This is a genomic window from Aerococcus mictus, assembly GCF_003286595.3.
Lineage (GTDB): Bacteria > Bacillota > Bacilli > Lactobacillales > Aerococcaceae > Aerococcus > Aerococcus mictus.
Window position 1 is genome coordinate 608,643 of record NZ_CP132985.1, and the last position, 22,891, is coordinate 631,533.

Annotated in this window: 18 protein-coding genes; 15 read left to right on the top strand and 3 right to left on the bottom strand. The window is 42.7% G+C overall.

Going from position 1 to position 22,891, the window contains the following annotated elements:
• Window positions 1–3 precede the first annotated feature (3 nt).
• From DBT49_RS02880 to buk, 4 genes are read left to right on the top strand one after another with little or no spacing between them, the layout of a single operon-like run.
• Window positions 4–750, top strand: coding sequence for an SDR family oxidoreductase (locus DBT49_RS02880; RefSeq protein WP_070558458.1), 747 nt, complete (start codon window positions 4–6; stop codon window positions 748–750).
• 25 nt (window positions 751–775) lie between these two features.
• On the top strand, window positions 776–2,119 hold the full coding sequence (locus tag DBT49_RS02885; protein WP_070558456.1) for an aldehyde dehydrogenase family protein: 1,344 nt from the start codon (window positions 776–778) through the stop codon (window positions 2,117–2,119).
• A 12-nt stretch (window positions 2,120–2,131) separates the two neighbouring features.
• Window positions 2,132–3,022: a phosphate acyltransferase gene (locus DBT49_RS02890; RefSeq protein ID WP_070558455.1), complete on the top strand. Its 891-nt coding sequence runs from the start codon at window positions 2,132–2,134 to the stop codon at window positions 3,020–3,022.
• 3 nt (window positions 3,023–3,025) lie between these two features.
• Window positions 3,026–4,099 (top strand): butyrate kinase, encoded by a 1,074-nt coding sequence (gene buk, locus DBT49_RS02895; RefSeq protein ID WP_070558453.1) that lies wholly within the window; start codon window positions 3,026–3,028, stop codon window positions 4,097–4,099.
• Window positions 4,100–4,320: 221 nt separating this feature from the next.
• On the opposite strand, the gene DBT49_RS02900 is transcribed toward buk, so the two are convergent.
• The 3 genes from DBT49_RS02900 to DBT49_RS02910 all read right to left on the bottom strand — a co-directional run bounded on the left by DBT49_RS02900 (window position 4,321) and on the right by DBT49_RS02910 (window position 7,624).
• Window positions 4,321–5,283: an enoyl-CoA hydratase/isomerase family protein gene (locus tag DBT49_RS02900; protein WP_070558450.1), complete on the bottom strand. Its 963-nt coding sequence runs from the start codon at window positions 5,281–5,283 to the stop codon at window positions 4,321–4,323.
• Window positions 5,284–5,316: 33 nt separating this feature from the next.
• The gene (locus tag DBT49_RS02905; RefSeq protein WP_070558447.1) at window positions 5,317–6,528 is read right to left on the bottom strand and encodes a CaiB/BaiF CoA transferase family protein; all 1,212 of its coding nucleotides are present in this window, start codon (window positions 6,526–6,528) and stop codon (window positions 5,317–5,319) included.
• Window positions 6,529–6,694: 166 nt separating this feature from the next.
• A complete protein-coding gene (locus DBT49_RS02910; RefSeq protein ID WP_064293184.1) occupies window positions 6,695–7,624 on the bottom strand; it encodes a LysR family transcriptional regulator in 930 nt (309 codons plus the stop codon).
• A 264-nt stretch (window positions 7,625–7,888) separates the two neighbouring features.
• On the opposite strand from DBT49_RS02910, the gene DBT49_RS02915 reads away from it, so the two are divergent.
• The 11 genes from DBT49_RS02915 (at window position 7,889) to DBT49_RS02965 (ending at window position 22,874) form a co-directional block, all read left to right on the top strand.
• Complete coding sequence (locus DBT49_RS02915; RefSeq protein WP_060777912.1) at window positions 7,889–8,821, top strand: NAD(P)H-dependent flavin oxidoreductase; 933 nt, start codon at window positions 7,889–7,891, stop codon at window positions 8,819–8,821.
• Between the two features lie 81 nt (window positions 8,822–8,902).
• Window positions 8,903–10,123, top strand: a complete 1,221-nt coding sequence (locus DBT49_RS02920; RefSeq protein ID WP_070558444.1) for an MFS transporter — start codon at window positions 8,903–8,905, stop codon at window positions 10,121–10,123.
• Between the two features lie 277 nt (window positions 10,124–10,400).
• Window positions 10,401–11,747, top strand: a complete 1,347-nt coding sequence (locus tag DBT49_RS02925) for a dihydrolipoyl dehydrogenase family protein (protein WP_070558441.1) — start codon at window positions 10,401–10,403, stop codon at window positions 11,745–11,747.
• A gap of 99 nt (window positions 11,748–11,846) precedes the next feature.
• Window positions 11,847–12,851, top strand: a complete 1,005-nt coding sequence (locus DBT49_RS02930; RefSeq protein ID WP_141745198.1) for a thiamine pyrophosphate-dependent dehydrogenase E1 component subunit alpha — start codon at window positions 11,847–11,849, stop codon at window positions 12,849–12,851.
• A 33-nt stretch (window positions 12,852–12,884) separates the two neighbouring features.
• Window positions 12,885–13,916 carry an alpha-ketoacid dehydrogenase subunit beta gene (locus tag DBT49_RS02935; RefSeq protein ID WP_101560563.1) on the top strand — a complete coding sequence of 344 codons (1,032 nt, stop codon included), beginning with the start codon at window positions 12,885–12,887 and terminating at the stop codon, window positions 13,914–13,916.
• 14 nt (window positions 13,917–13,930) lie between these two features.
• Entirely contained in the window at window positions 13,931–15,148 is a 1,218-nt protein-coding gene (locus DBT49_RS02940) for a dihydrolipoamide acetyltransferase family protein (RefSeq protein ID WP_070558436.1), read from the top strand.
• 244 nt (window positions 15,149–15,392) lie between these two features.
• Window positions 15,393–18,017 (top strand): ATP-dependent Clp protease ATP-binding subunit, encoded by a 2,625-nt coding sequence (locus tag DBT49_RS02945; protein WP_070558435.1) that lies wholly within the window; start codon window positions 15,393–15,395, stop codon window positions 18,015–18,017.
• A 181-nt stretch (window positions 18,018–18,198) separates the two neighbouring features.
• Complete coding sequence (clpB, locus tag DBT49_RS02950) at window positions 18,199–20,817, top strand: ATP-dependent chaperone ClpB (RefSeq protein ID WP_070558434.1); 2,619 nt, start codon at window positions 18,199–18,201, stop codon at window positions 20,815–20,817.
• A 203-nt stretch (window positions 20,818–21,020) separates the two neighbouring features.
• Window positions 21,021–22,160 (top strand): tRNA guanosine(34) transglycosylase Tgt, encoded by a 1,140-nt coding sequence (tgt, locus tag DBT49_RS02955; protein ID WP_111846179.1) that lies wholly within the window; start codon window positions 21,021–21,023, stop codon window positions 22,158–22,160.
• 37 nt (window positions 22,161–22,197) lie between these two features.
• A complete protein-coding gene (gene yajC / locus DBT49_RS02960; RefSeq protein WP_070558428.1) occupies window positions 22,198–22,578 on the top strand; it encodes a preprotein translocase subunit YajC in 381 nt (126 codons plus the stop codon).
• 2 nt (window positions 22,579–22,580) lie between these two features.
• A complete protein-coding gene (locus DBT49_RS02965; protein ID WP_181646015.1) occupies window positions 22,581–22,874 on the top strand; it encodes a post-transcriptional regulator in 294 nt (97 codons plus the stop codon).
• Window positions 22,875–22,891 lie beyond the last annotated feature (17 nt).

Genomic DNA, 22,891 nt, shown 5'->3' on the forward strand with positions numbered 1-22,891 from the left:
ACTATGAATATTCAAGGCAAGGTAGTTATTGTTACTGGTGCGGCTAGCGGAATTGGTCAAGCTACTGCTTATTTGCTGGCGGAAAAAGGGGCCAAGGTCATTGTGGCAGATTTAGATGCTAATCGTGCCCAGGAAGTCTCTCAAGCCATTAATGCCAAAGGGGGAGATAGTCAATATTTTCAAATTGATGTGACTTCCTACGAAGCCAATCAAAAATTAGTTGATTTTAGTATCGAGAAATATGGCCACTTAGATGCCAGCTTCCTTTGTGCCGGAATTATGCAACTGTCCCGCCTATCAGATATTAAGGTTGAGGAATGGGATCGGCAGATTGATATTAACTTAAAGGGAGTTATGTATGGGATCGCCGCAGCCATGCCTGTCTTTAAAGAGCAAAAGGCGGGTCATCTTCTCACGGTTTCTTCCATTGCTGGCCTCCATCCTTTTATTGATACAGGGGCTTATTGTGCAAGTAAATGGGGGGTGAGAGTCTTTATGGAAGTAATCCGTCGCGAATCTGCTGACGAAGGGACTAATATCAGGACAACTACCCTTTATCCCGGGGATATTGATACCAACCTCACTGCTCATACCACGGATGCAGCCATTAAGGCCGGCTTAGAAAAGGTCTATGAAGAAGTGGCCATTCCAGCTGACCGGGTCGCTCAAGCTATTGCTTTTGCCATTGGAGCACCAGCTGATGCTAATGTCAGTGAGATTACTATATTTCCAACTAAGCAAGTTATCTAGAGATATTTTATAAGGAGGAAGAACAATGTCAGATGTTAAGGACTTAATTGAACGCGCTAGAAAAGCCATGGAAGCTATCCAAGACTATAGCCAAGCCGAAGTGGATGCTATGGTAGAAAATGTTGCCAAGCGAGTTTACCAAAAAGCCGGAGAATTAGCAGCTTTTGCCATTGAGGAAACCGGTATGGGGAGATTAGATTCTGGTACCGAAAAGGTGCAGAATATCGCTAAAAATGTCTGGGAAGATATCAAAGCCGAAAAATCAGTAGGAGTAATTCATTATGACAAAGAAACAGGCATCACTGAGCTTGCTCATCCGGCTGGGGTGATCGGTTCGGTTACACCAGTTACCCAACCGACGATTACCCCTTTAGGCAATGGGATGATGGCACTTAAAGGTCGGAATGCTCTGGTTTTTTCACCCCACCCAAGTGCTATTAAAAGTACCGCTAAGACCATTGAAGTGATGCGGGATGCTTTGGCAGAAGTAGGGGCGCCTAAGGACCTATTGGTTTACTACGAATCACCATCCAACCAGGCGACCCAGGACTTAATGGCCAATACTGATTTGATTGTAGCCACCGGGGGACCAGGATTAGTTCATGCCGCCTATTCTAGCGGGCCACCAGCTTATGGAGTTGGTGCAGGAAACTCCCAGGGGATTTTGGATGATGACTTTGATGTTGATAAAGCCGCCGAATTAAGTGTAGCAGCTCGGGCTTTTGATAATGGGCTCCCATGTACTAGTCAGCAAATTTTATTTTATCCTAGACATAAAGAAGCCGACTTAGTTGCAGCTTTGGAAAAATATCAGGCCTACGTGATCACCGATTCAGCAACGGTTGACCAGCTCAGGGAGAATTTAATTGATGAAACAGGGAAATTTAAAGCTGACCTGATTGGAAAGAGTCCGCACTTTGTTGGTCAAGTAGCAGGGGTAGATATTCCAGAAGAGGCTGAGATTGTTGTGGCTAAAATCAGTAAAAACGACCAAGAAGAACCCCTCACCAAAGAAAAATTATTCCCCTTAATGACTATGGCTGCCTATGATGACTTCGAAGAAGCTGTTGACTTAGCCAAGAGAAACCTGGTCATCCAGGGAGGGGCAGGGCATTCTTCTGTCGTCTTTACCAATAGCCGTCAACGAGAAGAATATGTTGGCCTTCATTTACCAATTTCACGCTTAATGGTTAACCAAGTCGTGAATGCCATGGGTGGTGCTACTAACGGCTTGAATACTTCCGTGTCTTTAGGTTGTGGAACCTGGGGTAATAACGTTATTTCAGAAAACTTGACCTATCGTCACCTGCTCAATGTTTCCCGTATTTCTGATCCGATTGATTTGGGAGAAATTGACCATGGCTGGTAAAGGAGCTTTGCCATGAAATCATTTGAAGAACTTTTAACTATCTTTCAACCCAAAGGCAAGGTTAAAGTGGGCTTTGTCAATGCTCTGGACCAGTCCAGTATTGAAACCGCCAGTGACCCAAGGATAAAAGACTATATTGAACCCGTTTTTCTGGGGGATAAAGCTAAGATTGATTCCTTAGTTAAGGATTACCAACTGAGTCATTATCAAGTGCTTGATGTCCAGGATGATCTTTCTGCCGCTAAGTTAGCCGTGGAAAAGGTCCACCAAGGAGAAATCCAGATGCTCTGCAAGGGCAAACTTCCTTCAAGTCATTTTCTCCGGCCAATCGTCAATAAGGAAAGTGGGATTGTTCGCAGTGGCTTACTTTCAACGGTAACCTTATTGGATATCCCCCAATACCCTAAGTTGCTGATAAATACTGATGGGGGAATGAATTTAAATCCCAATTTTGACCAGAAAAAGATAATCATTCGACATGCCATTGAAGTGATGAACGATATTGGCATACAGGCTCCTAAAATTGCTGTTTTAGGCGCTACAGAGGAAGTCAATGAGAAAATCCCATCGTCTAAGGATGCGTATGACTTAATGAAGGTCTTCAGCCAGGATCCTGATTTTAAAGGCAGTATTGCCGGTCCGATCTCCTTAGACTTGGCCCTTAGTCAAGTGGCTAGCCAGCTCAAAGATTATCACTCAGAGGTGGCAGGACAGGCAGATATTTTAATCTCTCCTGATATGACAACGGGAAATATTCTCAGTAAGGCCTTGACTGTACTGGGGAAGGGGCGTTTAGCCACCATTGTTAAAGGGGCCCAGGTTCCTATTGTGATGAATTCGCGGGGGTCAAGCAGCGATGAAAAAGTATTTGCCTTACTGTTAGCACTTTTTTCCTGGAGGTAGCCTATGAAAATTTTAGCCATTAATCCGGGATCCACTTCGACTAAAGTGTCAGTCTATAGTGATGGTAAGATCCAAGCCGTAGAAAATTACCAGCATAGTCCCAAGGATTTAGCCCATTTAGGGCCGGTCATTAAACAAAAGGATTTACGTAAACAATGTGTGGTCAAGTTTATAGAAGAACAGGATTTGACCTTGGATGATCTTGATGCCATTTCAGCCCGGGGAGGGACTTTGCCTGCTGTTAATGCGGGGGCTTATCGGATCAATGAACAGATGGTTGACTATCTCACTCATAAGACCAGAAATCCACACGCTTCCAGTCTTGCAGCCATTATCGCCTATGAATTAAAGATAGAGTATGATCAGACGGATTTACCCATTATGATTTATGATTCAGTAGCGGTTGACCAGTTTGACCCTGTTGCTCGACTGTCGGGCTTAAAGGGGGCAGAGCGGGTGAGTGGCAGCCATGCCCTCAATACCCGAGCAGTTGCCATGAAGGTTTGTCAAGAATTAGGAACTAGCTACCAAGCAGCCAATTTGATTGTTTGCCATATGGGTGGTGGTATTTCGACCAGTGTCCACCAGCAAGGCAGGATGATTGATAATATTTCCGATGATGAAGGACCCATGGGGATGGACCGCACCGGCGAACTCCCATTATTAGCCCTGTTTAAGGTGATTGAGGGCTGTTCTTATGAAGAAATGGTTCGACTGAATAAGCAAGAGGGCGGTATAAAATCCTATACAGGTTTGACTGATATGCGTCAAGTCCAAGCCGAGGCTGACCAAGGAAATGATTATTATCAGCTGGTCATTGATGCCTTTGTTTATCAAATTGCTAAGGCTATTGGCTCGCTAGCTACAGTACTCAAGGGCAAGGTCGACCGGATCATTCTTACTGGGGGAGTCGCTCATTCTCAAAGGATTACCCAGGCCATTAGTGACCGAGTAGCCTTTATCGCGCCAGTCATTGTTGAAGCTGGAGAACATGAAATGTTAGCCCTATCACAAGGGGCAGAGCGAGTAGTCTTAGGAAAAGAAGACATGCAAGAGTTTATTCTCAATGAGATTTAAATTGACTAGCTAGGCTGGGGAAGAAACCCCGGCCTTATTTTATTGCTTAGTGAGGCTAAGGATGCTTAGGGGACAAGGAGAGATTATAGCGCCTGTCTTCCTTATTAAATATGTAGAACTCTTAAAAGTAGGCAAAGAAAAAGCTCTCTACCCTGTGGTAGAAAGCTTTTTATCTAGGTATATCTATTTTATGAAGGCTAGTTTATATAATAATCTTTTTATTAGCGCCCTTTTTCAAGGATTTCCTTCCAATAATCGTTATAGTAGTCGGTTTTTTCTTTATTAACGAAGGCTGCAATACCATATTCAGCTTGTTCGGATTGGAAGAGTTTCAAGATGGCAGCAATTTCAATTTGAATCCCTTCATCAATGCTTTTACCGCTTTGTTCATCGACCACCCGGTTGGCAGTGAAAATGGATGAAGGAGAGCGTTCGTGGATCTTTTCAACGAATTTAGAGTTATCGATACCTTCTACCGGTTCCCCGTAAATGGTCTTCATAATATTTTCATCACTGAAGGCCACTAATTGGTCATGGTAGTCTTCAGGAATTTCACGTTCCCGGTATTTGTCAGGCATATTATTAATTAATTCTTTAGCTGCCGCATAAATTTCTTCTTCTGTATTTGCTCGGGCATGGGATAAGCCTAATTTTTCGGTGTCATCAGGTCCGAAGATGGTCCCAGTCATAGCGAAGAATTTAGCCATTTCCTTGCCTAATTGGTGGTTTAAGCGCAGCATGCCACCGTAGCCTGGGATAATTCCTAAAGTAGCTTCAGGAAGGCCGAATTTGGCTTTGTCAGTGACAATCATGGCCCGACTGGCTAAGGCCAGTTCACAACCGCCGCCCAGGGCCCAGCCGTCAACTACTGCGATTAATGGTTTCTTACATTGTTCCATTTTGCCACGGATGACTTTGTGGCCTTTCATATTTTCTTCAAAGGCGGCCCAGTTTTTCGCACGAATATTGTCTAAGAACCAAGCGATGTCTCCCCCAGCAATAAAGGCCTTATCACCGGCCCCTCTGAGGAGCATGCCTTTTACTTCATCATTTTCTTCACCACTTGTGATGGCGTCTCCAATCATATTCACCACTTGGGTATCAATCGCATTGAGGACTTCGGGACGATTGACCAAAATTGTCATAATACCATCTTTAATTGAAGTTACTACATAGTCAGACATAATCATTTCCCTTTCTATTTTATAGGCTTTGAACTAAATAACGCCTTTTTCTTTTAGTGACTGGATGTCTTCTTCACTGTAACCTAGGCCGGATAGAATTTCCTGATTGTGTTCTCCTAAGCGAGGCGCATGGTTGAATGGAATTTTTTGATCATCTGAGAATTGAACTGGCGAAGCTGGCATGGCCACACGTTTGCCATCCTTACCAAATTCCATATTTTCCAGGTAATTATTAGCCCAGGCTTGTTTATCATTTGGAATTTCATCAAAGGTTTGTGCCCGTTCAAAGGTAAAGTCTTCAGCCAGCATCTTATCAATTAAGTCTTGGCTTTCCATATTGCCAATAGCTGCTTCAACTTGTTTGACAAATTCTGATTGCTTAGGATTCTTTTGGAAGGCATCCAAGGTATTGACGCTTTCATCATCAATATATTCCTCTAAACCGATAATCTTCATAAAGCGAGGAAATTCACTTTCATAGCGCACGAGGCAGAGCATGATCCATTCGCCATCTTTGGTTTGATAGGACTGCAGGAAGGGGTTATTGGGATGCATACGGTCTTTAGGATAGTGGTCTTCATATTGGGAAGAAACAATCATCATCTTATTACAGAAAATGGCAGAGCCTAAAAGTGATACACGGACTTCTTCACCTTGACCGGTTTCTCTTTGCTTGAGTAAGGCAGCTAGAATTCCACTTAAGAGGGAAAGACCAGCCACACTATCGCCCACCCCTGAAGGAGCAGAAATTGGAGGATGGTTCACTGGGGCTAAACTAGCCATAAAGCCACCGCGGGCCCAGTAACCGACGACATCATAACCTGGACGGTGAGCTTCTTCGCCCTTGGTGCCGTAACCTGAAAAATGACCCCAAATTAAATGAGGAAATTTGGCCTTCAGGGTTTCATAGCCTAAGCCTAATTTTTCTAAAGAATGAATGCGAATATTAGAAATAAAAACGTCGGCTTCTTCAAGTAATTGCATCATGATTTGATAACCTTCTTCGCTTTTCAGGTTAAGGGTAATCCCTTTTTTATTGAGGTTATCGGTTTCAAAAATAGGGTTTTCATCCTCAGTAGCGGTAACGTTCATGGTGGCACCGGTCCCTCTTAATTGGTCTCCAGAGGGAGCTTCCACCTTGAGAACATCTGCTCCCCAGTCAGCCATTACGCGGGCTGTGGTTGGAGCGGCTACCATGGTAGAAAAATCAATAACTTTTACGCCATCAAGTAATTGAATGTTCATTAGACAGTATCCTTTCTCTTCCGTTTTGCCCATGAGTGGAAGTGAAAAGACTTGTTTTGCTTTCAATTCCTATTATAGTGAAGAAAATCACGAAATTGTATTTCAGAAAAGACAAATGCCCCTTGCAAGAAATGCAAGAGGCCAATTGAATCAGTAACAGGCTAAATTATTTATATTCCTCAGCGATAAATTGACGCACATATTGGGTGAAAACGTCCACACTATAGGAAGGGAGGTTTTCTTTCTTTTTTATCATATAGATAGGACGTTTAATAGGTAGGTCGACAATGGGGAGAATTTTAACACCGACTGTCCCAGCAATGGTATTCTCTGAGACCAGGGCAACTCCAATATTATTTCTCACCATAGCCATTAGGGTATTGTCATCAACCACCCGGTGGATGGTATGGATGGGATAGGTCTTCTTAGAAATCGAAGCTAATTGTAGGTTGGTGATTAATTTTTTGAAATTTTCGTTATCACTAGTACGAATAAAGGTGAGGTCGACCGTTTCTTGTAGGGTAACTTGGTCCTTCTTGGCTAAGGGATGAGCATCGGGTACAGCTAAGGCTAGGCGTTCTTCAAAGAGGAGTTCCGTTTCTATTTGCGTATTGTAGTTGTCAAAACCAAAGTCACTAGCAAAAACGACATCTAATTTTTCATCGAGTAGGTCTTTGATCATTTGACTAGTGGGGAGCTGTTCAAAGTTAATCTTGAGATTGCTATCCGCCTTTTGACAGTAGGCTAATAGGGAAGGAATCATGTTATTAGCAATGGAAAAGAGACTGTCACAAGAAATGTGGATGGTGTCGTGGCGAATATCGGCCATAGATTGGAGGTCGAAAATTCCTTCTTCAATGGTACGAATGCTTTGGTAGGCATAGCGATAAAAAACCGTCCCATAGTCAGTTAAACGTACACGACCTTTATTGTTAATAAATAAGGGTACACCGGTCGTTTCTTCTAGACCTTGGATAGCTCGACTGAGCGTCGAGGTGGTGATAAAGAGTTTTTCAGCGGCTAAACTATAATTTTGATGTCTAGCAGCAACGATAAAATAGTAGAGGTGCTGGAGGTTGATGGATGACATTTTCATGATTCTATACTCCTTTGAATAGGTCTTGTATTTTTTGCAAGGCTGTTTTGCATATTATCAACTGGTGAAAGAGTGAGCAATACAGTAGGATGAAGGTGTAGCAAAAGTTAAAGCGCTTTCTTATATTTTACGAAAAAAGGTTAATAAGACAAGCTGCCTCCAACTTTTCTATTATTGACCATTGCCCATATGGTTAGGATTCTGTTAAGACTTGTTATTGCTTTCATTTTAACAAAAAATTATTATGCAAAGGAGATCCTTACTATGTCAAATCCATTATTAGAAGTTATCGGAACCAAATACCCTATTCTACAAGGTGCTATGGGGGGCGTGGCTTATCACCAATTGGTAGCCGCTGTTTCAGAAGCAGGTGGTTTAGGGATTATTGCTTCAGCGGGTATGGATAAAGAAACCCTCCATGAAGAAATTAGAAAAACTCGAGAACTAACTGATAAACCATTTGGGGTTAACTTGATGTTAATGTCACCAAATATTGCTGATATGATCGAGGTTATCGCCGAAGAAAAAGTTCCGGTCGTAACAACGGGTGCTGGGAATCCTAAGCCAGTGATCGAACCCTTGCACCAAGCAGGCTGCAAGGTAATTCCAGTAGTGGCGACAGCCAGACAAGCGGCTAAAATGGAAGCAGCTGGTGTCGATGCCGTGGTCTGTGAAGGAAACGAAGCCGGTGGACATATCGGGACAGTGGCAACTATGACCCTAACCCGCGCTGTTTCTAAAGCAGTTAAGATCCCTGTGGTGACTGCTGGTGGTGTGGCAGATGGTCACGGTTTAGCAGCTGCCTTTGCCTTAGGGGCCTCAGGAGCACAACTAGGTACGGTTCTCGTTGCCAGTGAAGAAGCTCCAATTGCTGACAGCTATAAGGAAGCTACTGTGTCAGCACAGGAAAATTCCACCTTTGAAATGGCTCGTGAAATTGGCTCTCCAATTCGTTTACTACAAACCAAAGGCTCTGACCACTTACAAGAAATTATCGATAATGGCGGTGGCCGCGAAGACTTTGAACCAGTCAGCTTAGAGCTCTTAGTTAAAGGAGCCAAAGGGGACACCGAAAATGGTACGGTAACCATTGGACAAATTGCTGGTGTAGTAGAAGAAGTTCGCCCAGTAAAAGAAATTCTTGACAGCATGGTTGAAGAAGCTGACCAAGTAATTTCATCACTAAGTATTCTTTAATAGCTTATGAAGTGATTAAAGCTGGAGTATTTTATTGCTCCAGCTTTTCTTTCCTATTTATTGATAGAAAGAGGAGATGGTATGAAAGGTAAATATCTTATTCTAACAATTATTATGGCCTTTACGGTAGCTGGGTCAGTCGGTTTAAATATTAATTCGATGGGTGTCTTTTTAGGGCCGGTTTCCAAAGATTTAAATGTCATGACGGGAACTTTTGCCATCCACGCCACCCTGATTAGTTTTGGAACAGCCTTTGCTGCCTTTGCTGTGCCAGGGGTCTTAAAACGTTTTTCTTTTAAGAAAGTCTTGATAGTGTCTGCTTTAGTGACGGCCTTGTCTACTATGGTCATGGGCTTTTCTAATGCCATGTGGCAATTCTATATTCTAGCCTTTACCCGTGGCGTTTTTGCTGCCTTTTACGGGATTGTTCCCTTACAATTATTGATTAATAATTGGTATAAAGCTAAGCACGGAACAGTTTCGAGTGTGGTTTTTGCATTTTCAGGCGTAGCTGGAGCGATTTTCGCCCCGATGCTAACCCAACTGATCCAAAGTATTGGCTGGCGACAAACCTATCTGGTTCAAGCACTTTTATTTGTTCTCTTAGCCTTACCAGCTATTATCTATCCTTTTGCTTTTGATCCTCGCGATGAAAATAAACTACCTTATGGCTACCAAGAAGAGGCAGCTGATGCGGATGAAACAGGAGACGATAGTGGGGAAGAAGCCTTCTCCTATACCCAACCGACCTTTGTCTTGTTAATTGTAGCTAGTTTATTGATCACGGCTTTAACCGGTTTAGCCCAACACTTCCCTGCCATTGGCGAAGAGTACGGTTACTTACCAACTATGGCGGCATTAATGGTATCTGCAGGAATGTTAGGGAATATTATTTTTAAAATCATTATTGGTTTTATTTCTGATGCCAAGGGAGCGATGGTGTCGGTCTACACTATGCTAGCAACCATGGTTCTCGGCCTTATTGTCATTATGACCTTTAGAGTGGCAGAAATCTCATTATTGGGAAGCTTCCTCTATGGGGCGGTCTATTCTATTTCAGCAGTAGGCTTGGCCTTGGTGACCAAGCATATTTTCTCATTAAAGTTATTTGATAAGGTCTATCCTTCAGTGAACTTTATTGCCAATGCCGGAGCGGCCGTGGCTGTTTCTATGTATGGTTACCTCTATGATTTCAGCGGCTCTTACCGCTTAGCGATTATTTTATCAATCATTTTAGCTGTCGTTTCCATTCTTTGCCTCTTTCTTGCTGATCGCATGAAGTCTGGCCAAAGCAAGGCATAAAGGAAAAGTTAATGCTAGTTCTTGACAGCTAGAGTAAAGAGCAAGTCTTTATTAGAAATTAAAAATTTTTCACGTGAGCTGGCTGAAGAGCCAGCTCTTTTTGCGTGATCGGGCTGAGAGCTAATAATGATTTGTATGAAATTTTTCTAATAATAATATATATTGGATAAATTTTACAATAAAATTCAAAACGATGTATGAATTTTCTGGCAATTAAAAAAGAATGTGTTATTATTAATGAAAGCGATTACATTTGTGCTTGGAAGGAGTGATTTTCTTGGCAGATTATGATTTATTAGTCATTGGTTCAGGCCCGGGAGGCTATATTGCTGCGGAAGAAGCAGCTAAGTCAGGTCTGAAAACGGCTGTCGTTGATAAAGGTCCGGTAGGGGGGACTTGTTTAAATTCAGGTTGTATTCCCATTCAAAGCTATGTTCAAAATGGCCGCTGGGCCTTACAAAGTAAGCAACTGGCCCAATATGGATTAGCTCAAGTCAGTGATGACATTGATTTTAAAGTCTTAAAAGCGCGGAAAGATCAAGTCGTCCAGCAAAACCAGCAAGGAATCTTGCAAATTTTTAAAAGCAATGAGATTGATTTTATTGAAGGTGAAGCTGTCTTTGTTAAAGACAAGACCTTTAAGGTCAATGATCAGACCCTTAGTGCCAAGAACGTTTTATTGGCAACCGGTAGTCGGGTTTTAGAACCAACAATTCCGGGAATTGAAAAGGTAGATTATTTGACCCATGAGAACTTTTTCCATATGGAAGACTTACCTGAGCACCTAGTGATTGTTGGAGCCAGTGAGCATGGGGTAGAATTTGCCTTTGCTATGGCTGCTTTGGGTGTGAAGGTAAGTCTGATCGAGGAAAAGGAAACCATTATTCCAAACCAAGTCAAAGAGGTCCAAGACTATGTCAAAAAGCTATTCAAAAAACTTTCTGTAGAAGTGATTGAAGGTGTAACCATTGACCATCTTAGTCCTGACCAGGTCCATCTGAGTGATGGTCAAAAGATTGACTTTGACCAGCTTCTCTTAATGCTTAGCCGGCGTCCAGATTTGACCATGGTAAAGGCTATGGGACTTGAATTGGATAAAAAAGGCACTTATTTAGCAGTTGATGAAAGCTATCAAAGCAGCTCTCCTGGAATTTATGGTGTTGGTGATTTGATCGGTGGCTGGCCCTTTGCCCATGCTGCTAGCCATGAAGGCATTAAGGCTGTCAAGGCGATTTTAGGTCAGGCTGAATACCCACTTGACTTTAATGCTGTGCCTCGTAAGATGGCGGTCGATGTTGACGTGGAAAGCTTTGGCTTACATGAAGATCAAGCTAAAGAGGCCGGCTATGATGTGATTAGTCATCAGATTCCTTTCATGATGAATGGGGCAGCTGCTGCTCTCGAGGAGAGTGAGGGATTTGTCAATATTATTAGTGAAAGACAGTATGGGCAGATCTTAGGAGGTTTGGTAGTTGGTCATGGTGCCAGTGAAATCATGCATATTCTCTTAGCAGTCTATCAATGTGAAGGCACTATTGATGAACTTGCCCAAATGGTCTTTGCTCACCCTACCTTATCGGAAACTATTGGAGATGTCGCTAAAGCATTGGTAAGAAAATATTAATGAGTTAAACAGAAACAATAGGAGGAATTCATTATGGTGAAAACACAAGAACAACAAGAGCAAAGAAAAAGCTCCGGGCAAGCCCAGTTTAAAGAACGGATGGCAACCGATATTAAAACAGCTTCTGATGTTGAAGTCAAAGCCATGAGTCCGGATAAGGCAAAAGCGATCTATAAGACAATGAACGAAATTCGGGACTTTGAAGATACTGTTCACCGCTTCTTTGCCCAAGGAGAAATTCCTGGTTTTGTTCACTTATATGCTGGCGAAGAAGCTATTGCTAGTGGCGTTTGTGCTCACTTAACTGATGATGATTATATTACCTCTACTCACCGTGGTCATGGACACTGTGTGGCTAAGGGAGGCGACCTTAAGGGCATGATGGCCGAGATTTTTGGTAAAGAGACCGGCCTCGGTAAAGGTAAGGGAGGCTCCATGCATATTGCTGACCTCGATAAGAGAATCCTAGGGGCTAATGGTATGGTTGGTGGCGGTTTCGGGCTAGCGGTCGGAGCAGCTATGCGTAATAAATACCTCAAAACTGACTCAGTAGCTGTTTGTTTCTTCGGAGACGGAGCTTCCAACGAAGGCCTGTTCCATGAGTGCTTAAATATGGCAAGTATTTGGCAATTACCAGTTATTTTCGTTAATGAAAATAACTTCTTTGCGGAATCGACTCCACAATGGTATTCATCCGGTTCGGAAACCATCGCTGAACGGGCGGCAGCTTACAATATGCCAGGTGTCCGTGTCGATGGGAAAGATTTGATGGCTGTTTATGAAGCAGCTGGTGAGGCAATTGACCGGGCTCGTCAGGGTGGAGGACCAACGTTAATTGAATGTGTGGCCTACCGTAACTATGGTCACTTCGAGGGTGACGAACAAAAATATAAAGCCCTCTCAGGTCCAGAAAAAGAATGGGCAGACCGTGACGCTATTCAAGTCTTTAAAGACTATGCCATTGAACACGGTTTAGCCAGTCAAGAAGAATTAGAAGAAATTGAAGCCCAAGCCAAACAAGATGTTGAAGACGCAGTGGAATATGCTAAAGAGAGTCCAATTCCTGCTGCTGAAAACCTATTAACCGATGTTTTCGCTGACTAATCTGAGGATTTAGCTGAGAGAGGAGACTTTAATATGAGTAGAGAAATTGCCTTTATGACCGCAATTAATGAAGCTTTAGACCAAGCCATGGAAAAAGACGACCGCGTTGTCCTCTTAGGAGAGGATATTGCGGGTGGTCGTGAAGTTGACCATTTAGCTGAAGAAAATGAGGATGCCTGGGGTGGCGTTATGGGGGTAACCAAGGGTTTAGGACCTAAGTACGGTCTAGATCGTGTCATTGATACCCCCTTATCAGAAATGGGGTATATGGCTGCAGCAGTGGGGATGGCTGTCACTGGTTTACGTCCAGTCCCTGAATTAATGTTTAACGACTTTATTGGTTTCTGTTTAGACTCTTTACTGGGTCAAGGTTCAAAAATGCGTTATATGTTTGGTGGTAAGGCTCAGATTCCTATGGTAGTTAGGACCATGCATGGTGCTGGAGCGAGTGCGGCAGCCCAACACTCGGGTTCTTATTATGGAATTTTTGGTTCGATTCCAGGGATTAAAGTGGTTGTTCCTGCGACTCCTTATGATGCCAAGGGCTTACTCCTTTCATCGATTGAAGACAATAATATTGTTGTCTTTTCTGAAGACAAGACCATCTACGGTCAAAAGGGCGAAGTTCCAGAAGAATACTATACTATTCCAATTGGTAAGGCTAATGTATATCGCCAAGGGGATGACTTAACCATTGTGACTATTGGTAAAATGCTCTTTGTCGCTGAAGAAGTTGCTGAACGTTTGTCCAAGGACGGTATTTCTGTAGAAGTCATTGATTTAAGAACAGTTGCCCCTTGGGACCAAGAAACTGTGATTGAATCGGTCAAGAAAACCGGACGTCTAATTGTTATTGATGAATCCAACCCTCACAATAACACAGCAACCGATATTGCCTCAGTGGTGAGTGACAAGGCCTTCGATTACCTTGATGGACCAATTAAGTGTATCTGTGCACCTAATGTGCCCGTACCATTTGCGGTGAACTTGGAACAATTATACTTACCCGATGCGGATAAGGTCATTGAAGAAGCTGCTGAACTTATTGACGACTTAAGAGCATAAGGAGGCGGAAATATATGGCGACAGAAGTAGTAATGCCAACATTAGGACTCACCATGACAGAAGGGACCATCGAACAATGGTATGTTAAAGAAGGCGATGAAGTTTCTTCAGGTGATGTCCTAGCAACGATTAGTTCAGAAAAATTATCTGGAGATGTTGAAGCACCAGAAGCAGGAACTGTGATTAAAATTCTAGCTGATGAAGGTGACACCCTAAAATGTAAGGCCGCTATGGCTTATATTGGGGAAGCTGGTGAAGAAGTAGAAGTTGAAGATACAGAAGAAGCAGCTAGTGAAACTGAAGCAGAATCCAGTTCCAGTAAAAAAGATAGTCCAAAAGAAGTCAACAAGGATAAAACGGATACCAAAGCACGCCAAGGAGCCGTTAAGGGCGACCGCATCTTTATCACTCCTGTAGCCCGTAAATTAGCTGAAGAAAAAGGGTATAATATAGAGGATATTCCGGGAACAGGTGGTAATGGCCGGATTACCCGCCGTGATGTTGAACGCTATCAACCTGAAGCTAAGCCTAGCCAAGCAGTAACTAGTCAAGCTGGTGAAGGTTTACCAGGGATGCGGAAGACGATTGCTAAACGGATGGTACAAAGCTTACAAACCACAGCCCAGCTGTCCTTACATCGCAAGGCAGACGTGACTCAATTAAGCAAGCTACGTCAAGAAATTAAATCGAAAGCCAATGATGGTGCAGCATTAGGCTGGACCACCTTAATCACCCGAGCAGCTGTGAAGGCTTTAGAAGAAACGCCAGAAATGAATAGCTGGTATCAGGATGGACACTGGGAACAACATGAAGCGGTTCACATTGGCATGGCAACGGCAGTTGCTGATGGCTTAGTGGTTCCTGTCATTAGAGATGCTCAAGGCCTCAGTCTAAGTAAATTAGGCGAAAAAATTAACGAAGTCACTAGCCAAGCTAAGGCTGGCCAACTACCAGCAGATCTCTATTCCGGTTCTACCTTTTCTATCACTAATATGGGAGGACGAGGAATTGAATACTTCACCCCGGTAATCAACCCACCAGAAGCTGGTATTCTGGGTCTGGGAGCCATTCAAAAGGAATTAGCCTTTGATGATAACGGTGAAGTCGTTGAGTTAAGTAAATTCCCATTAAGTTTAACCTTTGACCATCAATTATTGGATGGAGATCCAGCTGGTGCTTTCTTAGACCTAATTGTTTCTTATCTAGAAAATCCTTATAGCTTATTGCTATAAGAAGCATAATGAGTATAAGTTGAACAGAGATAGCAGGAGAGTGTGACAAAAGTCAAAAGAGCCCTGAACCACTGGAACAAACTATGGAAGATAGGCGCAAGCCTATCGTACATAGTTCGTGAAGTGGACGTCAGGGCTGACTTTTGGAACATGTTTTGATTAGATAGTTCGTATTTTGAAATGAGTCTGAGACTTTTGTCCCAGACTCTTCTTATTATTTATAGGCAAGTAAAGGAGGGAAAAAATGGTTAATAGTAAAAAACGCTTGGCCGAAAATATAGAAGCGGCCTTAAAACAAGCAGAAAATTTGGCCATTGAGAAAAAACATAAAAATATTGCCATTGCCCATGTCTTTAACTATTTAATTGAAGATCAAAATGGTTTTATCTATCGTTTCTTAAAGTCTTTAAATGTACCAATGAAGGCAATGCAGGCGGAAATTAATCGCGAGTTGTCACGTATAGGTAGCAACTATGGCAAGAATCTTAACTACGGTCAGCAATTTTCTAAACAACTCGGTGACCTGCTTCAAGGGGCAGAAGACTACCAAGAAAAGCGACAAGCTAACGAAATCGCTAGTCAAGACCTCTTAATGGCCCTATTTGATCAGAAAAACAATGAACTGACCCATTGGTTAAATAATTATGTTAACCGTGCGAGTGCCCATAAAAAATTAGCCGATTATCAGGAGAAGCGGATGGTTGACAAAGATGATGTGAGTTTATCCTTTCCGGCCTTATCCAAGTATGCCAGAAATTTAAATGCCAGCTATCGAGCGGGTGAAATGGATCCCATTATTGGCCGAGAAAAAGAACTGGCTGATATGGTGCTCATCCTATCGCGGCGGTCAAAGAATAACCCCCTCCTCATTGGGGAAGCTGGCGTAGGTAAAACTGCCTTAGTCGAAGGCTTAGTCCAGCATATTGAGAAAGATAAGCTTCCTTCAAGTTTAAAGGACACTATTGTTATGGCTTTAGACATTGGAGCCCTGATAGCAGGAGCAAAGTATCGTGGTGATTTTGAGGAACGCTTAAAAGCAGTACTCGATGAAGTGAGAAGCTCACAAGGAAAAATCATTCTCTTTATTGATGAAATTCATACGATTGTGGGGGCCGGAAAGACAGAAGGTGCTATGGACGCTGGTAACTTACTCAAGCCTATGTTAGCTCGAGGTGAAATTCACTGTATTGGGGCGACCACCCACCAAGAGTACCACCAATACTTTGAAAAGGACCGTGCCCTTGACCGTCGTTTCCAACGAATACTTATTGACCAACCGACTTTAGTGGAGAGTCAGGCGATTCTTAAAGGATTACAGGCCCAACATGAAAGCTATCACCACGTTTTTATAGAAGATCAAGCCATCGAAGCCAGTGTGGCCTTAAGTGATCGCTACATGACTGATCGTTACTTACCAGATAAGGCCATCGATGTCTTAGATATTGCTTGTGCGGAAGTAAGTATGGCTCTAAAAAAAGTGCCTGATAGCTTATTAGCTGCCAGAGAAGAGCGCTATCATATGGAGCTAACTTTAGCCAATGCGCAAACCGCTTCAGACGGGCAAGCTGATGAAAAAGATAAACTTCAACAGGCTCTTTCTAGCGCCCAAAATGAGGAAGCTAGTCTAGAAAAGCAATGGCAGGTAGAAAAAAATTTGCTGAAAGACTGGCAAGATTACCGGCAAAATTTATTACAAGCCCGCTTAGACTTGGCTCAAGCCCAAAAAGACTTTAATAGCCAGGCAGTCAAAATTTTACAAGAGGAAAGCATTCCTCAGCATGAAGATAAAATAAGGCAAGTTCAGGCAGACTATCAGGCCATTCTAGATGGTAGTGATGGCCCCTTATTAGATCCCTGGGTAAGGAAGAATGATGTGGCCAAAGTAATTGCCAGACAAACTGGCATCCCTGTGGCCCAAGTGGCTGAACATGAACGGGAAAAATTAATGCATTTAGCTAGCCGATTACACCAACGTATTGTTGGTCAAGATCCAGCTGTTCAAGCCGTTAGTCAGGCGGTTATACGGTCTCGTGCCGATGTCCAAGATCCTAACCGACCTATTGGGTCTTTCTTATTCCTTGGGCCTACTGGGGTTGGGAAGACGGAATTAGCTAAAGCCTTAGCTGACCAGTTATTTAATGATGAAGAAAAAATTATCCGTTTAGACATGAGTGAATATATGGAAAAGCACAGTGTTGCACGCTTAGTTGGGGCGCCTCCTGGATATGTTGGTTACGAAGAAGGGGGACAATTGACGGAAGCAGTTCGTAGACAACCCTATGCGGTTATTCTTTTAGATGAAATTGAAAAGGCCCACCGGGATGTCTTTAACCTCTTATTACAAATTCTAGATGATGGCCGGCTAACAGATAACCAGGGTCAAGTGATTGATTTCAAAAATACTATTTTGATTATGACCAGTAATTTAGGTTCGGATATTCTGCTTGCGGATATGCTTCAACATAAAAACAGTGAGATATCGCTTGAAGCTCGTCAAGCAGTAACGAAGAAACTCCAAGAACATTTCCGACCTGAATTTTTAAACCGGATTGATGATACGATTCTCTTCTCTGCCCTATCTAAAGAAGATATGGAGGCAATTGTTGAAAAACTTCTAGACCAGTTGAAAGTTCGCTTAAGTCAGCAAGATATTTTCCTAACTTATCAAGAGGACTTAAAGGATTGCTTAGCTGACTCTGCTTATGAACCTGAATTTGGAGCGCGGCCTTTAAAACGCTTCATTCGCAAACATTTGGAAACACCTTTAGCTGAGCGCATAATTAGTGGACAAATAAAAGCACAGGACCAAGTCAATCTCTCCTATGATACAGATAGCGAGCAAGTAATTTTTAAAGTCAAAGATAATTAAAAGTAAGGAGCTGTGATGTTGATAACACAGCTCCTTTTTGTCATCTTGGAAAGAAATTCATCTAAAATTATTTGACTAATTTTGACTAAATGTATTGATCAATACTGACCAATATGCTATAATAGTCAATGTAAAGGTTAAAAGATACCTTTAAAATGAATGAATCAAAGGAGCGAAGAGAATGAATAATATGGAAATGACAAGAAGTTTACAAGAAGCTCTTGCAAATGCGCAACAAATTGCGATGACAAGACATCATCAAGAAATCTCGATTCCGCATCTCTTCAAAGCATTAGTACAACCTGGACAATTTGCTTATAATTTTTATCATCAAATGAATATTCCAATGGACGAATTCGATAAGGAACTTGACCGTGAACTGGATAATATTGCTGTAGTGAATGGCAGCAATGTGCAATACGGTCAAAGTATTTCGCGTTCCCTAGCAGAATTATTGCAAACCGCCCAAGAAGAGGCCCAAGGATTCCAAGATGAATACTTGTCTACTGAAATTCTATTACTAAGTATTTTAAAATTGAACTATCTCGACCTCACTAAATGGTTAAAAACTTATACCAATTATGACCAAGTGAAGGATAAGATCAAAGACTTGAGAAAGGGTGATCGCGTGACCTCACAAAACGCTGAAGAAAATTATAATTCCCTAGAAAAATATGGGAGCGACTTAACCGCGATTGCTAGAGAAGGTAAAATGGATCCCATTATTGGCCGCGATGATGAAATTCGTGATGTTATTCGGATTCTTTCTAGAAAGACCAAGAATAACCCTGTCCTCATTGGGGAACCGGGTGTTGGTAAGACCGCAATTGTAGAAGGCTTGGCTCAAAGAATCGTCAAAGGTGACGTGCCAAGTAACCTGCGTGATAAGACCATCTTTTCCCTCGATATGGGGTCCTTATTAGCCGGAGCCAAGTACCGGGGTGAATTTGAAGAACGTCTAAAAGCGGTGCTTAATGAAATTAAGAAGTCAGACGGAGAAATTATCCTCTTTATTGATGAAATCCACACCATTGTTGGTGCGGGTAAGGCAGAAGGGGCTATGGATGCTGGTAACCTCTTAAAACCAATGTTAGCCCGTGGTGAACTACACTGCATTGGAGCGACTACCCTAGATGAATACCGGGAATACATGGAAACCGATAAGGCTTTAGAGCGTCGTTTTCAAAAGGTTCTCGTTAATGAGCCGACTGTCGAAGATACCATCTCCATCTTACGTGGTTTGAGAGAAAGCTTTGAAAACCACCACCACGTTAAAATCCATGACCAAGCTTTAGTTACCGCAGCTGAATTATCTGACCGCTACATTACTGACCGTTACCTTCCTGATAAGGCCATTGACCTAGTCGATGAGGCCAGCGCCGAGATTCGTGTAGAAATGAATTCCATGCCAACGGAACTCGACCAACAACGGCGCCGTCAATTGCAATTAGAAATTGAAGAAGAAGCCCTAAAAGAGGAAGATGATCCGGCTTCTAAGGAACGTTTAGAAGAATTGCAAAAAGAACTGGCTGAAGTCCGTGAAAAGACTAACCAACTGACCTTGGAATGGGAAGATGAAAAAGCCTCCCTCAGTCATATCCAAGATAAACGTCAAGAAATTGACGATGCTAAACGGCAATTAGAAATTGCTCAAAATAATTATGATTTAGAAAAAGCTGCCCAATTGCAACATGGGACCCTACCTAAGTTGGCTAAAGAATTAGAAGATATGGAAGAAAAATACGAAGCTGAAGCCAGCGGTAAACCGAGCCTGGTCCAAGAATCGGTAACCGAGGACCAAATTGAAGAAGTGGTGTCTCGCCAAACCGGCATCCCAGTGACTAAGTTAGCCCAAAATGAACGGGAAAAATTACTTGACCTCGCTGACCGCCTCCATGTACGGGTGATCGGTCAAGACCAAGCCGTTAACAGCGTAACGGATACGGTTCTTCGTTCCCGGGCAGGCATCCAAGACCCTAACCGTCCTCTTGGTTCCTTCCTCTTCTTAGGACCAACCGGGGTAGGTAAAACGGAATTAGCTAAGGCTTTAGCGGAACAAGTCTTTGACTCTGAAGATAACATGATCCGTATCGATATGAGTGAATACATGGAGAAAGCCAATGTGTCGCGTTTAGTTGGGGCTTCACCTGGCTACATCGGTTATGAAGAAGGGGGACAATTAACTGAAGCAGTCCGCCGTCATCCCTATTCCGTTGTTCTCCTGGATGAAATTGAAAAGGCCCATAGTGATGTTTATAACATTCTCCTCCAAATCCTTGACGATGGTCGTTTGACAGATGGTCAAGGTCGGACCGTGGACTTTAAGAATACCATCATTATCATGACCAGTAACATCGGGTCTGACTTACTCTTAGAAGACGCTAAAGATGGGAATACTTCAGAAATATCTACCGAGGCTCGAGACAAGGTCAAAGAACGTCTCTATAGCTATTTCAAACCTGAATTTCTTAACCGGATTGACGATATTATTCTCTTTACACCATTGTCACAAGACAATATGCATGGGATTGTTGCCAAGATGCTCTCAGGCCTCAATAAACGTCTCAAAGACCAACACATTCAATTGCACTTTAGTGATAATTTAATTGATTGGATTGCTGAGACGGCCTATGAACCAGAATTTGGTGCGCGTCCACTCCGTCGCTTTATCACTAATGAAGTGGAAACGCCACTGGCTCGTGCTATTATCGGCGGAGATGTCGCCGCAGGCCAAGAGGTTGAAGTGGACTATGATAAGGACCAAGACCGGGCCAGCTTTGAAAAAATCAACGAAGCCTAAGCGAATGAATAGCGATTAATAGAAGAAAATAATGACATAAAGGCTGTGACCAGAGTCGCAGCCTTTTTTATTAACTACTAACTGTTAAGATTTTCTAGTCAAGACAATTTCCTTTTTCACTGGCCTAGTCCTAGTTAAATGCTGAAATCTTTGCTAAAATAGTCTTGTTCATTATTTTTTTCTTAGCTAGAAAGGTGTAGGAAATGCCAGCACTTACTTATGAATTAATCAAAACGGAAAAGCACACGGGTGCTCGCTTAGGGCGGGTGACCACGCCGCATGGGTCATTTGAAACACCTATTTTCATGCCAGTCGGAACCCTAGCCACAGTCAAGGGACTGTCACCTGAAGAGTTGAAGGGCTTGGGAGCAGAAATCATTCTTTCCAATACCTACCATTTGTGGTTACGTCCGGGAGATGATATCGTTAAAGAAGCTGGCGGTCTACACCAATTTATGAATTGGGACCGTCCTATCTTGACTGATTCTGGCGGTTTCCAGGTCTTCTCGCTAACTAAGATCCGCCGCCTGGAAGAGGAAGGAGTCTATTTTAGAAGCCACCTGAACGGGCACCGGCTTTTCTTAAGTCCTGAAAAAGCGATTTCCATTGAAAATAACTTAGGGGCAGACATTATTATGAGTTTGGACGAATGTCCGCCATTTGATGCTTCTTATGATTATATGAAGAATAGTATTAATCGTACGACCCGCTGGGCTGAGCGGGGCTTAGCGGCCCACCAGCGTCCGGAAGACCAAGCCCTGTTTGGAATTATCCAAGGAGGCGGCTATAAGGACTTAAGACTCCAGCATGCCCAGGATTTAATTAATCTCGATTTCCCGGGTTACTCTATTGGTGGCCTATCAGTAGGTGAATCTAAGGACGAAATGTACGCAGTCCTTGACTACCTGACACCAGTTATGCCTAGTCATAAACCCCGTTACCTGATGGGGGTAGGCAGTCCAGATGCTCTGATTGAAGGAGCCATTCGCGGGATAGATATGTTTGACTGTGTCCTTGCGACCCGGATTGCCCGTAATGGGACCTGCATGACTAGTCGGGGCCGCTTAGTGGTAAAGAACGCCACCTTTAAACGTGATTTTAGGCCCTTAGATGAAGCATGTTCCTGTTATACCTGTCAAAATTATAGTCGGGCCTATATCAGACACTTGATCCACACTAATGAGATCCTAGGGGCGCGGTTGACCAGTATTCATAACTTGCACTTCTTGACCGATCTCATGGCCAATGTTCGTCAAGCCATTCGCGATGATAACTTGCTTGACTTCAAGGAAGACTTCTTTGAACGCTATGGCCTTAATGAGAAAAATCCTAAGAATTTTTAGTATAATTGTGTTAATAAATAGATGGAGGTTATAAATTATGGTAAGTATTTTATTATATATTGTGATTATTGGTGCGATGATGTATTTCTTAATGATTCGTCCTGCCAAGAAGCAACAAGAGCAAAAGCAACAAATGATGGATAGCCTAACTGTTGGCGACGAAGTGGTGATGGTTTCAGGTTTACACGGGGTAGTCTCTGAAATTGATGAAACTAATAATACGGTAACCATTGACGTTGAAGGTGTTTTATTAGTTTTTGAACGTATGAGTGTGGCTCAAATCAAAGGCCATCAAACGGGGACTGGTCAAACTCCAACTGAGGAAGAAGACATTCAAGCGGACAGTAATGATGAAACTGTTGATGTGGTGACTACCGATGAAGATACGATCCTAATCAAGGATGAGGATGAGCAATAATTGTGAAGAAGACGAACAATAGCTTATCCAAATGGCAAAGTTTATTAATTCAGCCGCTTTGTCAAAAGAAGGCGCGTGAGTTTAAACGAGCGGGTTATCCAAAAATCAGTCGCTATGATGTCGAAAAATATTTTACTGACTTTGCTTGGAAACACCAATTGCCAGCTTCTTACCGGGAACGTAAGCAAGCCATTAAGCAACTGTCGATTAATCAATATTTTGATTACTTGCAATTGGAGGCAACGGTCTATGATGTTCCTTCATTAGACCACATCGATATCCAAAGTCTATTGTGATGCTTAAACAGGTTGGG

What these genes read in the sequence shown, in the direction of transcription:
- clpB (WP_070558434.1), top strand. Translation starts at nt 18,199, where the DNA reads ATGAATAATATGGAAATGACAAGAAGTTTACAAGAAGCTCTTGCAAAT.
- DBT49_RS02940 (WP_070558436.1), top strand. Translation starts at nt 13,931, where the DNA reads ATGGCGACAGAAGTAGTAATGCCAACATTAGGACTCACCATGACAGAA.
- DBT49_RS02915 (WP_060777912.1), top strand. Translation starts at nt 7,889, where the DNA reads ATGTCAAATCCATTATTAGAAGTTATCGGAACCAAATACCCTATTCTA.
- DBT49_RS02920 (WP_070558444.1), top strand. Translation starts at nt 8,903, where the DNA reads ATGAAAGGTAAATATCTTATTCTAACAATTATTATGGCCTTTACGGTA.
- DBT49_RS02890 (WP_070558455.1), top strand. Translation starts at nt 2,132, where the DNA reads ATGAAATCATTTGAAGAACTTTTAACTATCTTTCAACCCAAAGGCAAG.
- buk (WP_070558453.1), top strand. Translation starts at nt 3,026, where the DNA reads ATGAAAATTTTAGCCATTAATCCGGGATCCACTTCGACTAAAGTGTCA.
- DBT49_RS02910 (WP_064293184.1), bottom strand. Translation starts at nt 7,624, where the DNA reads ATGAAAATGTCATCCATCAACCTCCAGCACCTCTACTATTTTATCGTT.
- DBT49_RS02885 (WP_070558456.1), top strand. Translation starts at nt 776, where the DNA reads ATGTCAGATGTTAAGGACTTAATTGAACGCGCTAGAAAAGCCATGGAA.
- DBT49_RS02905 (WP_070558447.1), bottom strand. Translation starts at nt 6,528, where the DNA reads ATGAACATTCAATTACTTGATGGCGTAAAAGTTATTGATTTTTCTACC.
- yajC (WP_070558428.1), top strand. Translation starts at nt 22,198, where the DNA reads ATGGTAAGTATTTTATTATATATTGTGATTATTGGTGCGATGATGTAT.
- DBT49_RS02935 (WP_101560563.1), top strand. Translation starts at nt 12,885, where the DNA reads ATGAGTAGAGAAATTGCCTTTATGACCGCAATTAATGAAGCTTTAGAC.
- DBT49_RS02880 (WP_070558458.1), top strand. Translation starts at nt 4, where the DNA reads ATGAATATTCAAGGCAAGGTAGTTATTGTTACTGGTGCGGCTAGCGGA.
- DBT49_RS02930 (WP_141745198.1), top strand. Translation starts at nt 11,847, where the DNA reads ATGGCAACCGATATTAAAACAGCTTCTGATGTTGAAGTCAAAGCCATG.
- DBT49_RS02945 (WP_070558435.1), top strand. Translation starts at nt 15,393, where the DNA reads ATGGTTAATAGTAAAAAACGCTTGGCCGAAAATATAGAAGCGGCCTTA.
- tgt (WP_111846179.1), top strand. Translation starts at nt 21,021, where the DNA reads ATGCCAGCACTTACTTATGAATTAATCAAAACGGAAAAGCACACGGGT.
- DBT49_RS02900 (WP_070558450.1), bottom strand. Translation starts at nt 5,283, where the DNA reads ATGTCTGACTATGTAGTAACTTCAATTAAAGATGGTATTATGACAATT.